Genomic DNA, 12,419 nt, shown 5'->3' with positions numbered 1-12,419 from the left:
GGTGATCAGGAGGTGATGGGCAGGGAAATTCCCTTGGGCCCCAGGGGGTCGAGAGGAGGGCCCACGGCCCTGAGGGAGCCGGGCGTGCGGCCTTCTCCCCAGCCGATGTGCCGGCGGTAGCTACCGAGCAGGCCGGTACGGTCAAGGTGCTCCTCGTCCCAGGTGGGGTCATCGGGCAGCGGGCGGGTCAGGGGCGCGACGTACAAGGCGTCGGCCGGGCAGTTCGCCTCGCACTGGAAGCAGGTCTGGCAGTCGTCACGGCGGGCGAGCACGGGGATGCCGTCCTCACCCCGGTCGAAGACATTGGTCGGGCAGACCCTGATGCACTTGTCACAGGTGATGCAGCGTTCCGCCGAGACCAGCTCGATCACGAAGCCACCTCCAGCGGTTCCGCCGACGCGGTGGGGGTGGTTAGCGCGGTGGTCACGGGCTCGGTGCGGATCCACACCCGGTCGAGGCCACCTGTGACGATGCGGTGGTGCTGCCCGGGGTCCTGCGCCGGGAAGTCGAGCCGCTTGGCCATGCCGCGGGTCTCGGTACGTGCCAGCGCCGAGGCGTACATCCAGCGGGCGTGCGCGGTCATGGCCGCCGCCTGCCTGGCACGTACGGTCTCCACGCCCGGTGCATGCAGGGACCCACGCGACTCCTCCCACAGGCTGTCGAGCACATGCAGCGAGGCGGTGAGGCGGTCGCCGTGACGCAGATAGTTCTTGTCGTAGGGCAGCACTTCACGCTGGACGGCGGTGACGACCTCCCGGAAGCCGTCCGCCCGACCTGGTGTTCCGGTGGGCCGCAGCCCTGCTCCGCCCGCTGCCACCAGGTGCCTCGTAGCGGATCGGGTGCCGAGCGCGCGGGCGTGCCGGGCCGCGCCCTGCCCCGCCCAGGTGCCGGAGGAGATGGCCCAGGCGGCGTTGTGGCTGCCGCCTCCGGTGAAGCCGCCGCAGATCAGCTCACGGGTCGCCGCGTCCCCGGCCGCGTACAGGCCGGGGACGGTGGTGGAGCAGTCGTCGCCGGTGATGCGGATGCCACCGGTGCCGCGCACGGTGCCCTCGGCGAGGAGCGTGACGGCGAAGCGCTGGGTGAAGGGGTCGATGCCGAGCCGGTCGAAGGTGAGGAAGAAGTTCGGCTGGGCCAGCCGCATCGCCTGCCGTGCAGTCGTGTCCGCCCGGTCGAGGCGGCAGTACACCTTCTCGCTGAGCAGCGCACGTGCGATCACGGAGCGGCCGCCCTGGCCGGCCGCACCCTCCAGGAGCGTGCCGTCCTCGTGGTAGAAGGTGGCGAAGGAGTAGAACGCGGTCTTGGTGACGGAGGTCCCCTCGGGTGCGATGCCGTACGCGTTGGAGAACTCCATCCCGGACAGCTCGGCCCCCACTTCGGCGGCGAACAGTGCACCGTCGCCGGTGTTGACGTTGCAGCCGAGCGCGCCGCTGAGGAAGGCGCAGCCGCCGGTGGCCAGTACGACGGCCCCGGCGCGCACCCGGTACGGCCGGCCGGCCTGACGCTGGTACCCCCTGGCCCCGGCGACCGCGCCGAAGGGATCGCTGAGCAGTTCGGTGACCGGGCTGTGGTCGAGGATGCGTGCCCCGGCACGCTGGACGCGGATCCGCATCCGGCGCATGTACTCCGGTCCCTGCAGCCCGTTTTTGAGCCGCTTGCCGTCGGGTCCGGCAGGGAAGGGGTAACGCCCGGCCGCCGCGAGTTCGTTGATTCCGGCGTACGTCTGGTCCAGCACCCGGGTCATCCAGCGCCGGTCGGCCAGGTATCCGCCCAGTGCCTCCCTGCTCGCCATGGCCGCTTCCCGCGCGGCGGGCTCCGGGGGGACGTACCAGACGCCGGTGCCGGCGGAGGCGGTGGCGCCGCTGGTGCCGCAGTAGCCCTTGTCGGCGAGGACCACGTCCGCCCCGTCCTGCGCCGCCTTGAGCGCGGCCCAGCTGGCCGCGGGCCCGCCCCCGACCACCAGGACGTCGGTGGTGAGATCCAGCCCGCTCATACCGGCAGCCCTTCTCCTGCGGCTGTGGTGGCCAGCCGGTTGGCGGGGCGGGCCAGGCCGTAGTGCTCGCGCAGGGTGCGGCCGGTGTACTCGGTGCGGAACAGGCCGCGTCGTTGCAGGATCGGCACGACGTGGTCGACGAAGTCCTCCAGGCCGCCCGGCAGATGGGGCGGCATGATGTTGAAGCCGTCGGCGGCGCCCTGGGTGAACCATTCCTCGAGCTGGTCGGCCACCTGTTCCGGTGTGCCGGCGAAGACGCGGTGGCCGCGTCCGGCGCCGAGGTGGGCGATGAGCTCGCGCAGGGTGAGGCCGTCGCGGCGGGCGAGTTCGGCGACGAGCGTGAAGCGGCTCTTGTTGCCGTTGATGTCCCGTTCCTCGGGCAGGTCGGGCAGCGGGCCGTCCAGGGGCAGCCCGGTCAGGTCGGTGCCGAGCATCCCGGACAGCTGTGCGAGCCCGTACTCGGGGACCTGCAGTTCTGTCAGTTCTTGTTCCAGGGCGCGGGCCTCGGACTCGGTGGAGCCGATGACGGGGGCGATGCCGGGAAGGACGAGCAGCTGGTCGTCGGTGCGGCCGTAGCGGGGCAGCCGGGACTTGAGGTCCTTGTAGAAGGACTGGCCGTCGGCGAGGGTCTGCTGGGCGGTGAAGACGGCTTCTGCGTACTGGGCGGCGAATTCCCTGCCGTCCTCCGACGAGCCTGCCTGCACCAGCAGCGGGTGACCCTGCGGGGTGCGCGGTACGTTCAGGGGGCCCTGCACCCCGAAGTACTCCCCGCGGTGGTTGATCTGGCGCACCTTGTCGGTATCGGCGTAGACGCCGCGCTCCCGGTCGAGCAGGATCGCGTCGTCCTCCCAGCTGTCCCAGAGCTTGGTGGCGACGTCGACGAACTCCCGCGCCCGCTCGTAGCGCAGCCGGTGTTCCAGGTGCTCGTCCTGCCCGAAGTTGCGGGCCTCGTTCACGGTGCCGGAGGTGACGATGTTCCAGCCGGCCCGGCCGCCGCTGATGTGGTCCAGGGAGGCGAACTTGCGGGCGGTGTGGAAGGGCTCGTTGAAGGTGGTCGAGACGGTGGCGATCAGGCCGACGTGCTCGGTGACCGCGGCCAGGGCGGACAGCAGGGTGAGCGGTTCGAAGCCACCGAGCGCGTTGTGCCGGACCTTGCCCCACAGGGCGAGGCCGTCGGCGAGGAAGACCGAGTCGAGCAGGCCGCGTTCGGCGGTCTGCGCGAGCTGCTGGAAGTAGCGCAGGTCGGTGACGCGTTCGGGTTGGGTACGGGGGTGCCGCCAGGCGGCCTCGTGGTGGCCGGCGTTCATCAAGAAGGCGTTGAGGTGCAGCTGACGCGGTCCGGTCGTGGTCATGGGGTTCCTCGGGTCGGAAGGCGGTGAGGCGATCGGGGGGCAGCGACCGCGGTGACGGTGAGGCGTCCGGCGGACCGGGTCAGCCGCCTGCGGGGACGCGCCAGGAACTGAGCCGCCGCTCCACGGCCACCAGCACCTGGTTGAAGACCACGCCGATGGCGGAGATCGTGATGATGCCCGCGTACATCTGCGGGATCGCGAAGTTGTACTGCGAGGCGTTGACCAGATAGCCGAGGCCCGCCTTCGCTCCGATCATCTCGGCGGCGACCAGCACCAGAATGGCCGCCGCTCCGGCCAGCCGGATGCCGGTGAAGATCACCGGTACCGACGACGGCAGGATGACCTTCTGGAACAGCCGGGGCGCGGACAGATCCATCGACTTCGCCAGCTTCAGCAGGGTCGGGTCGACGTTGCGGACCGCGCTGATGGTGTTGAGCAGGATCGGCCAGGTGCACGCGTACACCACGATGGAGATCTTCGAGGTCTCGCCGATGCCCAACAGCAGGACGAACACCGGCAGCAGGGCCAGCGCCGCGGTGTTGCGGAAGACCTCCAGCAACGGGCCGAGGAGGTCGGCCACCGGCCGGTACCAGCCGATCACCAGACCGAGCGGCACGGCGACGACCACCGCGATACCGAATCCACTGAACGAGCGCACCAGGCTGGCGCGTGCGTTGTCGGCGAGCTGCCCGTCGGCTGCCAGCCCCCACCAGGCGCGGGCGACCTCACTGAACGGCGGCAGGAAGGTCCGGTCGACCAGGCCGAGCCGCGGTGCGGCCTCCCACAGCAGCAGCAGAGCCACGATCGACGCGGACTTGGTCGCCCCCGTCGCCACGAGGAACGGCAGTCGGCGCACCGCCCGGCGGGCAAGGGCCGCCGTGGCGGGACCGCGGCGGTTGTCCGACGGCGATGCCTTGAGTGACACGGACGGCGCCGGCGCAGCGGGGGAAGGGGCCACGGCAGGCTCGGCGGCGCTCGCGGAGCCCGGCGTTGTGGTCTTGCCGGTTACCGTGCCGGTTGCCGTGCTGGTTGTGGGGCTCATACGGAAGCCTCCTCCTTCTCCAACTGCTGGGCCTTGGCGACTTCGTCGTGCAGCAGTGACCAGATCTCGTGCCGGTAGCGCGCGAACTCGGGACTGGAGCGCAGGTCGTCGGTCGCCGTACGGGAGTCGAAGACGATCGGCACGATCCGCTTGATGCGGCCCGGCCTCGACGTCATGACGGCTACGCGCTGTCCCAGGTAGACGGCCTCGTCGATGCCATGGGTGATGAACACGACGGTCTTGCCGGTGCGCTGCCAGATGCGCAGCAGTTCGTCCTGGAGCGACTCCCTGGTCTGGGCGTCCAGGGCGGCGAACGGCTCGTCCATCAGGAGCACATCGGGGTCGTAGGCGAGACTGCGGGCGATAGCCACCCGCTGCCGCATTCCGCCCGACAGCTCATGCGGATGGCGGTCCTCGAACCCGGACAGACCGACCAACTCAAGGAATTCCCTTGCCGCCGCAACCCGTTGGCGTCGTGGTACGCCGGTGGCTTCCAGGCCGAACTCGACGTTGCCCTGCGCGGTGCGCCACGGCAGCAGCGCGTACTGCTGGAAGACGATGCCGCGGTCCAGACCCGGGCCGGTCACGGGTTTGCCGTCCAACAGGATCCGCCCGCCGGTGGGCTGCGCGAGGCCGCCGAGGAGGTCGAGCAGCGTCGACTTTCCGCAGCCGCTGGGGCCGACCAGGACGACGAACTCGCCGGCCGCTATCTCCAGATCGATGGTGTCGAGGGCGGTGAACCGGGTGCCCGGCCGAGTCCCTGCACGGTCGGTGCCGGCTGCTCGGCCCTTCCGCGTCCGGTCCTTGACGGTGAAGTCCTTTCGCACCTGCTCGAGCACCAGCTTGGGTGTGATGGTTGCGGGCATGGGATCAGCTCCCACTCGTCGGGGAGGAGGAAGCCGCTGAGGGAGCGGCAGCGTCGGCGTTGCCCGCGTCGTTGAATTGATTGGTGTAGAGGTCCGACAACGTGACCTGGCCCTTCTTGATGTCGCCGCGCTCGGCGAGCCAGTCGATCCACAGCTGGAGTTCCTTGTCGGTGATCCGGCCGGCCGTTTCGGCGACGCCGAAGGACCGCCAGTACCTCAGTGGTCCGGTGTCCTCGTTGCGGCCGCGCTTCTTGACGATGTCGGTCATCCGGGCGACGACTTCGTCGTGCGGGGTGGAACGGGCCCACTCGATGGCTTTTCCGACGCCGGTGACGAAGGCCCGGGCGGTCCCGGGGTTCTGCTTCAGGAAGCGGTCGGTCATCACGTAGGTGCCGGCGCTGAACGCGCCGAGGAGTTGGTAGTCGGTGAACAGCGGGCGGATGCCCCCCGCTGCCAGGGCCTTGTCGCGCAGGATGCCGCCGAGCACGGCCACGTCGATCTGCTTCCGCCGCAGCGTCTGCTCGGTGTTGACCGGGGGGACCACCAGGGGCTCGACCTTGCCGATGTCGGCCCGGGACAGACCGGCTCGCCGCAGGTAGATGTCGAGCATGGCCTCGGAGTGGGCGCCGAGGGTGTTCATGCCGACCTTCTTGCCGATGAGGTCCATGGCGGAGCGGATCGGGCTGTCCTTGAGGACGTAGAAGCCGTTGTGGGCGTACTTGTCGGAGCCGTAGTAGCTGATGACCGCCTTGACGGGGGCTCCGTTCGCGGCGAGTTTGACGACTGCGCCGTTGAACGCGCCTCCGAAGTCGACCTGGCCGGTGGCCGCGGACTGGATGTCCTGCGGCCCGCTGATCGTGTTGCCGACCCACTCCAGCTTCACGTCGCCCAGATAGCCGAGATCCTCGGCCAGTTCCGGCAGGGTGACCTGACCCGCCCAGCCCTGGTACCGGAGGGTCTTGGTCTGGCCCTTGCGGGAACTTGCTCCGGTCGCGGTGCCGCAGCTCACGGCCGCGGCCGAGAGGCCCAGCAGAGTGAGGAACTGGCGTCGAGTCGATGCCGTCGTGGCCATGGAAAGGTCCTGTTCAAGATCGAGGAGTAGCTGGTGTGGCTTTCTGCCGCGGTCTTCGGGCGCTGCTTGGAAAGCGACCGAAAGCAAGACCGGATGGGCGGAGAAGCTTCCGGCAATGACGAGAAGTGGCGCCCGAATGGGTTGACCGGTGTGACGGGGCCTGGACGGAAAACGGGTGCCTGACGCCCTGGCGGCGGGGTGGGTGGGGCAGCGCCCAATGGCGGCAGAGAAACCTCAACAGGAATGGCTTTGAGGAATCCTTCTCACCTCAACAGCGGCACGCTCGTAGTAGCCGGCTGTGAAAATGGAGCGGAGGAGAGCAGCGCGGTCAGCGGGCGCAGCGGCCGACGGCACAGATGGCGCTGGCCTGACGTCGCAGGTCGACGTGCAGGCGCGCGGCGAGGTACTCGGACTTGCTCACACCCAGAGAGTTGCAGCGAAAACCGGCCAGGTCAACGTTGCTTGCGCGTCCGTCTCATATTCTCAACCGTCCGAAATGCTGGTGAAGTACAGCGTTCACAATCACCCGGGGTGTCGGATTGGATGGCGAAATGCCGATCAAGCTGAGGTGAACGGGGAGCGTTTCTGTGCGCGGGTGGGGCCACGCTCATACGGTCAGATGGGCAGGACGAACGGAGGATGCTCACCGTTGAGGAAGTAGTCCCCGACTTCGCGGATCCGGTGGGTGACCGGCTCGTACAGGGTGTGGGCCCGGGCGTTGCGCCAGAAGCGGTCGAAGCCCAGCCGTGAGGAGGCGGAGCGAGCGCCGACGATGTCGAGGGCGCGCGCGGCGGACTCCTGCGCGGCCCGGGAGGCGGCGGCTTCGGCCAGGGCCACGAGGACCGAGATCTCCGCGTACTGGTCGTAGGTGAGGTCTCCGCCGCGTGCCAGCCCGTCGTGCACGGCTTGCAGCGCCTGATCGGCGAGAGCGGAGGCCGAGCGCGTGAGGACGGTGAGTTCTCCGTAGACGGACAGCACGTGCGGGTCCTGGGGAGAGCCGACCGGCCAGGCGGTCTGCCACGCGGAGTGTGCCGGCCGGCTGTACTCACGGGCTTCGGCGAGCACTCCCTCGGCTATGCCGAGACGGAGCTGGACGGACAGCAGCCGCCCGACCGGCGATACCAGAGCAGTCAGGGGTGACAGGACGTCCTCGTCCGCGGACAGGGAACCGAGTACGTCGTCGGCAGCGACTCGTACGGCGTCGAACTCGACGCTCCCGCCGGCCGCGAGCCGTTGGCCGAAGGCGTCGGCGTCGCCGTCGATCGCCACGCCGTGACGGGTTGGATCGAGGACGACGGCGAGCGGTTCGCCGGTGTCGGACCGCACGGCCCGCACGGCGAGGCGGTCGGCGACCAGGACCCCGCTGACGTAGCTCCGGCGGCCGTTGAGCACATGGCCGTTGCCTGTCCCGGTCAGCGTCAATGAGGGTTCCTGGCGGGCGAGACCGCCACCCCAGCACCACCGCTCCGCCGCGGACTGCCGCTCGAGCCGATCGGCGAGAGAGGGCTGGGTGAAGAACCGCGCGCTCCACGACAGGAAGTAGTGACAGCCGAGCAGCTGACCGATCGCACCGTCGGCCGCGGCGATCTCCCGGATCACGGCGTACGCCGTGGGCCAGTCCGCGCCGCCTCCCCCGAACCCGGCCGGTATGAGGAGGGTCAGCAGTCCCGCCTCACGCAGCCGGGACACCTCGTCGAACGGGGCCTTGCCTGCCTGCTCCCGAGCCGCCGCATCCGTGGCCAGGTCATCCGCCGTCTCCCGGGCCACGCGCAGCCAGTGCGCCCGGCCGGGCCCGGTCCGGTCGCATTCCGAAGCGGGGCCGGCCGGCGCGGGGGCAACGCCCATGGAAGCGGTCTCCTCTAAGGTCGATGGCACGGTGCGGTGGTGGTGTCGTCCTGCCGGGCGGGTACGTACTTGTAACCCACCCGCCGGACGGTGACGATGCGATGCCGGTGTGCCGCGCCCAGCTTGCGGCGCAGACGCGCGATGTGCACGTCGACGGTGCGGCCGTCGCCGATGTGGTCGTAGCCCCATATGCCGGCCATCAGCTGCTCGCGCGAGTGCACCTGGTGGGGCTGCTGGACCAGGTGGGCCAGCAGTGCGAACTCCAGGTAGGTGAGGTCGAGTTCATCTCCGTCCACCGATGCGACATGACGCGCGCTATCGATGCGGACGGCGTCGTCTCCCGTGTGCCGGACGGTAGGCGAGCCCGTGTAGGCGACCGGTCGGATCTCCGGTCGTGTCACGTCCTTGGCGAAGAGCCGGGCGGGATCGGTGCCCTCGGGGACGAGCAGGAGGTAGCCGACGAGCGGAGCGGACCCGTGTCCCCCGTCGCCGTCCTGCACGATGCCGCCCACGAGGCGGAGATGACGCGTGTCGGCGAGTGGCGAACCGGATGGGGTGGCCTGGGCCGGAAGTGCCGTGGTCATGGCGGTCGTCCTTCAAAAGCGCGTCGGGTCATCAGGCGCAGTGGGATGGATTCGCCTGAGCACCTGGGATGAGAGAGAAGGAGCGGCGTGGCACGCGCGGAGTGTGAGGCGCGTGGTTCACACGCGACAGCAGGCGGCGCTGACGACGTGACCAAAGTCGACATGCCGACGACGAACGAGTCGTTGCTGCGTGTGGGGCATGTGCATCATCCTGCGCACCCGCCGGGTGGCCGGTCAACACTTCCCCAGTAAATCGATAGGAAATGTAGGGAACGCAACACCGCAGGCGGGCTCACCGGGCTCACCGGTCGCCGTCCACTGCCGGGCGGCCCTCGGTTGCGGTCGCCCTTTCCAGTCGGGCGCGAAGTGCGGCGAGACGGAGCCTGAGTCCTTGCGGAGGTGTGGGCGGCAGGGTGCGTGCGGAGCCGCGCGCGGAGTGGCGCTCGACGTAGAACTGTCCCGCACTGAGCACGGTGGTCACGGCCATGTGCCAGAGGGTGGCGACCATCGGCAGCGGGATGACCTGGTAGGTCTGGTCGCAGACCAACTGCACCGAGTACAGCAGGTCGTGTACGGCCAGCACGCTGACGATGCTGGTGCCCTTCAGGGTGCCGATGAGCATGTTCCCGGCGGTCCGCACGATGGAGCGCATCGCCTGCGGAATGGCGATCCGGAGCATGGTGCGCCGCCTGCCGATACCGAGAGCCTGTGCCGCCTCCGTCTGGCCGGCGTCGACCGAGAGGATGCCGGCGCGTACGACCTCGGCGGCGTAGGCGGCCTCGTGCAGGGTCAGCCCGATGACGGCGGTGAGGGTCGGCCCGAGCGGGTTGACCGTCTTGACGGTGACGAACTGGGGCCCGAAGGGGAGGCCGAGCGTCGGGTAGAGGGCGCCGATGTCGAACCAGAACAGGTCGACCCATCGCGAAGACCAGCAGCGCGGCGGCAGCAGTCAGTCGGCGGCCGATACGCCGGCGCGGCACGATGCGCGGCAGGTCGTCGGCGGGGCCATGGCCCGAGTCCTTCGGACGCCCTGCCGGTGGGAGTGACGCGGCGACACCGGCGGCGGGATCGGTGATGTCGGATGGCGAAACCATCAGGAGGCTCTCCAGGGGAGGGAGGCGCGGGCACCGGCGACCGCCGGGGTGGCGCACACGTTCGCGGAATCCGCGCAGACACAGTGCGGCGTACGGGGCGGCGGCCCGGTTTCGGCGTCATCACGCTCGCCGCGTCCCTCAACGCGGCCGGTGCGGCTGCCGCGCGTGGCGGAGCCGGGTCCGTGCTCGATCGTATGTGCCCAACGCGCGCATATGTCAACCACGACGAGGAACCATGTGCCGGAATCAGGTACCGGAAGCACTTGCCGGTCCGGCATCCGGGACCTGGTTGACGAGACGGGAGATGTACTGCTCAATTAATCGCATGAATGCCGAGCAGCGCCTGGTCACCCGTGACCACATCGACTTCGGTCGGGTGTGGTCCGCCGCGTGTTGCGCCTGAAGCGGCAGCGGGCCGTCTGACCGGCCCTTTCCTCCCTCGGTACCCCTGTCACGGGCCGAGTTCGCCCCTTCGTAGCACCCTCCCTCGCCCGAGGCCCATGCCCCGGCGTCATCACACCTGCTCGCCCCCCGGCTTCCCAGCGCCCTGAGGCGCGCCGTCACACCCGGCCGCAGTGAGGGCTGCTCCGCGGTGCCCGCGTGCTGCCCATCGGCACGGCACGGCACCAAAGGACTTGAGAAAGGCCATCTCCCATGCCAGTGGAGTTTCTCGGCATCGCCGCCACCAACGACGGCTCCGAAACCACCCCGCGCTCCGGTGCCGCCTTCGACAAGGAGTACACGCTCCGGCTCGCCCGGGCGCACGAGGAGAACGGATGGGACCGGGTGCTGTTCGCCTACGGTTCGGGATCGCCGGACCCCGCGCCGGCCGCCGCTTACATCGCGAGCAGGTTGGACCGCCTCCAGATCCTGCTCGCCCACCGGCCCAACGTCTCGTACCCGACCTTCGCCGCGAAGACCTTCGCCACCCTCGACCAGATCAGCGAGGGCCGGCTGACGGTGCACTTCATCACCGGCGGCAACGACCACGAGCAGGGCCGCGAGGGCGACACCCTCACCAAGGACGAGCGCTACGCCCGCACCCGCGAGTACATCCGGATCGTCAAGAAGATCTGGACCACCCCTGAGCCCTTCGACCACGAGGGCGACCACTACCGCTTCCACGACTTCGTCAGTGACGTCTTCCCCGTCCAACAGCCCCGTCCCAGCGTTTCCTTCGGCGGCTCCTCATCCGCCGCGTACGCCGCGGGGGGCGCCGAGGCGGACATCTACTGCCTGTGGGGCGAGCCCCTGGAGAAGACCGCCGAGCAGATCGAGGCCGTGAAGGCCGCCGCGCGGGCCGCGGGCCGTACCGACGTGCCGCGCATCCAGGTGGCGTTCCGTCCGATCATCGCGCCCACCGAGGAGCTGGCCTGGGAGAAGGCGCACCGGACGGTCGGCGCCATCCGGGAGCGGCGGGCGGCGGGCCTCGTACGGCACCATCGCAGCGGCTCCCCTCAGAACGCCGGTTCGCAGCGGCTGATCGCCATCGCCGAGGCGGGGGAGCGCTACGACCGGGCCCTGTGGACCCCGACGGCCGCGGCCACCGGCGGCGCGGGCAACTCCAACGCGCTGGTCGGCACCCCGGAGACAGTGGCCCAGGCACTCCTCGACTACTACGACCTCGGTGTCGACATCCTCTCCGCCCGCGGCTACGACCTGCTCGGCGACGCGATCGACTTCGGCCGGTACGTGATCCCGCTCGTCCGCGAGGAGGTCGCCGAACGCGACGCCGTGCAGGCGGCGCGCGGCCCGCAGAACCTCGCGACGGTGGGCGAGTGAGCTCCCCAACAGCACGGGCAACGCTCAAGGTGGTCCCCACCCGCCACTACGCCCGGTGGGCGGCGGCCGTCGCCGTGACCGTGCTGGTCGCCCAGTTCGTGCACGGTCTGGCCACCGACCCGGTCTGGGAGTGGGGCGTGGGCCTGGACAGCGGCAAGTACGACGTCGGCTTCAGCAGCATCACCGACACGCAGGAGCGTAAGCAGAAGTACGACTTCGCCTCCTACCGAGAGGACAACCTCGGCTTCGCAGCGAAGAAGGGCAGCGGGCTCAAGGCCACCGGGCCCGAGGACGTGGCCGGCAGGACGGTGGCCGTGGGCAGCGGCACCAACCAGGAGAAGCTGCTCAGCGAGTGGAGCAAGGAGGACGGGAAGGCGGGCCTCAAGCCGGTGAACATCAAGCACTACCAGAACGACAGCGACACCTACCTCGCCCTTCAGTCCGGCCGGATCGACCTCTACCTCGGCCCCGGCCCCACCGCCGCCTACCACGCGGCCACCACCGGCAACACGGAAGTCGTGGGCACCTACTCGGGCGCCGGCGCCACCGTTCAGGGCCTCATCGCGGCCACCGCCGAGAAGGGCAACGGACTGGTCGAACCGCTGGCCGACGCCCTCAACGAGATCATCGGCAACGGCGCATACGCCAAGGTGCTGAAGCGCTGGGGTCGGTCCAACGAAGCCGTGAACAAGCCGGAGATCAACCCGCCAGGCCTGCCCAAGACCGACAAGTAGCCGTCCTCGCAGGCATCCCCTGCCCGTACGGGGCCCGATCCGCGGCCCCGCACCGACC

The 12,419-nt window shown here is 69.8% G+C and carries 10 protein-coding genes and 2 pseudogenes; 2 read left to right on the top strand and 10 right to left on the bottom strand.

Annotated features, from left to right (window positions below):
* Positions 1-5 precede the first annotated feature (5 nt).
* The 10 genes and pseudogenes from ABZ079_RS13795 to ABZ079_RS13750 form a co-directional block, all read right to left on the bottom strand.
* Positions 6-371, bottom strand: coding sequence for a ferredoxin family protein (locus ABZ079_RS13795; protein ID WP_356939625.1), 366 nt, complete (start codon positions 369-371; stop codon positions 6-8).
* Positions 368-1,990: an FAD-binding protein gene (locus tag ABZ079_RS13790; RefSeq protein WP_356939624.1), complete on the bottom strand. Its 1,623-nt coding sequence runs from the start codon at positions 1,988-1,990 to the stop codon at positions 368-370. The genes ABZ079_RS13795 and ABZ079_RS13790 overlap by 4 nt, the downstream gene beginning before the upstream one ends.
* Positions 1,987-3,342: an LLM class flavin-dependent oxidoreductase gene (locus ABZ079_RS13785; RefSeq protein WP_356939623.1), complete on the bottom strand. Its 1,356-nt coding sequence runs from the start codon at positions 3,340-3,342 to the stop codon at positions 1,987-1,989. The genes ABZ079_RS13790 and ABZ079_RS13785 overlap by 4 nt, the downstream gene beginning before the upstream one ends.
* A 79-nt stretch (positions 3,343-3,421) precedes the next feature.
* Positions 3,422-4,384: an ABC transporter permease gene (locus ABZ079_RS13780; RefSeq protein ID WP_356939622.1), complete on the bottom strand. Its 963-nt coding sequence runs from the start codon at positions 4,382-4,384 to the stop codon at positions 3,422-3,424.
* Positions 4,381-5,250 carry an ABC transporter ATP-binding protein gene (locus ABZ079_RS13775; protein WP_356939621.1) on the bottom strand — a complete coding sequence of 290 codons (870 nt, stop codon included), beginning with the start codon at positions 5,248-5,250 and terminating at the stop codon, positions 4,381-4,383. Before ABZ079_RS13775 ends, ABZ079_RS13780 begins: the two co-directional genes overlap by 4 nt.
* Before the next feature lie 4 nt (positions 5,251-5,254).
* Positions 5,255-6,322 carry an ABC transporter substrate-binding protein gene (locus ABZ079_RS13770; protein ID WP_356939620.1) on the bottom strand — a complete coding sequence of 356 codons (1,068 nt, stop codon included), beginning with the start codon at positions 6,320-6,322 and terminating at the stop codon, positions 5,255-5,257.
* 328 nt (positions 6,323-6,650) lie between these two features.
* A complete protein-coding gene (locus ABZ079_RS13765; protein WP_356939619.1) occupies positions 6,651-6,743 on the bottom strand; it encodes a putative leader peptide in 93 nt (30 codons plus the stop codon).
* Between the two features lie 194 nt (positions 6,744-6,937).
* On the bottom strand, positions 6,938-8,167 hold the full coding sequence (locus ABZ079_RS13760) for an acyl-CoA dehydrogenase family protein (RefSeq protein WP_356939618.1): 1,230 nt from the start codon (positions 8,165-8,167) through the stop codon (positions 6,938-6,940).
* Positions 8,168-8,181: 14 nt separating this feature from the next.
* Positions 8,182-8,751 (bottom strand): winged helix-turn-helix domain-containing protein, encoded by a 570-nt coding sequence (locus tag ABZ079_RS13755; protein ID WP_356939617.1) that lies wholly within the window; start codon positions 8,749-8,751, stop codon positions 8,182-8,184.
* Positions 8,752-9,052: 301 nt separating this feature from the next.
* Positions 9,053-9,845, bottom strand: a pseudogene (locus ABZ079_RS13750) (ABC transporter permease subunit).
* A gap of 654 nt (positions 9,846-10,499) precedes the next feature.
* Between ABZ079_RS13750 and ABZ079_RS13745 the strand changes: the two are divergent.
* Complete coding sequence (locus ABZ079_RS13745; protein ID WP_356939616.1) at positions 10,500-11,627, top strand: LLM class flavin-dependent oxidoreductase; 1,128 nt, start codon at positions 10,500-10,502, stop codon at positions 11,625-11,627.
* A gap of 137 nt (positions 11,628-11,764) precedes the next feature.
* Positions 11,765-12,361: pseudogene (locus ABZ079_RS13740) on the top strand (transporter substrate-binding domain-containing protein); the annotation flags it as partial.
* Between the last annotated feature and the right edge of the window lie 58 nt (positions 12,362-12,419).

This window comes from Streptomyces sp. NPDC006314 (assembly GCF_040613075.1).
GTDB lineage: Bacteria > Actinomycetota > Actinomycetes > Streptomycetales > Streptomycetaceae > Streptomyces.
Note: the sequence above shows the minus strand (reverse complement) of the source record. Positions and strands in the feature narration are given on the sequence as shown.

Coding starts and splice junctions, on each gene's coding strand:
- ABZ079_RS13790 (WP_356939624.1), bottom strand. CDS start 1,990: ATGAGCGGGCTGGATCTCACCACCGACGTCCTGGTGGTCGGGGGCGGG.
- ABZ079_RS13785 (WP_356939623.1), bottom strand. CDS start 3,342: ATGACCACGACCGGACCGCGTCAGCTGCACCTCAACGCCTTCTTGATG.
- ABZ079_RS13780 (WP_356939622.1), bottom strand. CDS start 4,384: ATGAGCCCCACAACCAGCACGGCAACCGGCACGGTAACCGGCAAGACC.
- ABZ079_RS13775 (WP_356939621.1), bottom strand. CDS start 5,250: ATGCCCGCAACCATCACACCCAAGCTGGTGCTCGAGCAGGTGCGAAAG.
- ABZ079_RS13770 (WP_356939620.1), bottom strand. CDS start 6,322: ATGGCCACGACGGCATCGACTCGACGCCAGTTCCTCACTCTGCTGGGC.
- ABZ079_RS13760 (WP_356939618.1), bottom strand. CDS start 8,167: ATGGGCGTTGCCCCCGCGCCGGCCGGCCCCGCTTCGGAATGCGACCGG.
- ABZ079_RS13755 (WP_356939617.1), bottom strand. CDS start 8,751: ATGACCACGGCACTTCCGGCCCAGGCCACCCCATCCGGTTCGCCACTC.
- ABZ079_RS13745 (WP_356939616.1), top strand. CDS start 10,500: ATGCCAGTGGAGTTTCTCGGCATCGCCGCCACCAACGACGGCTCCGAA.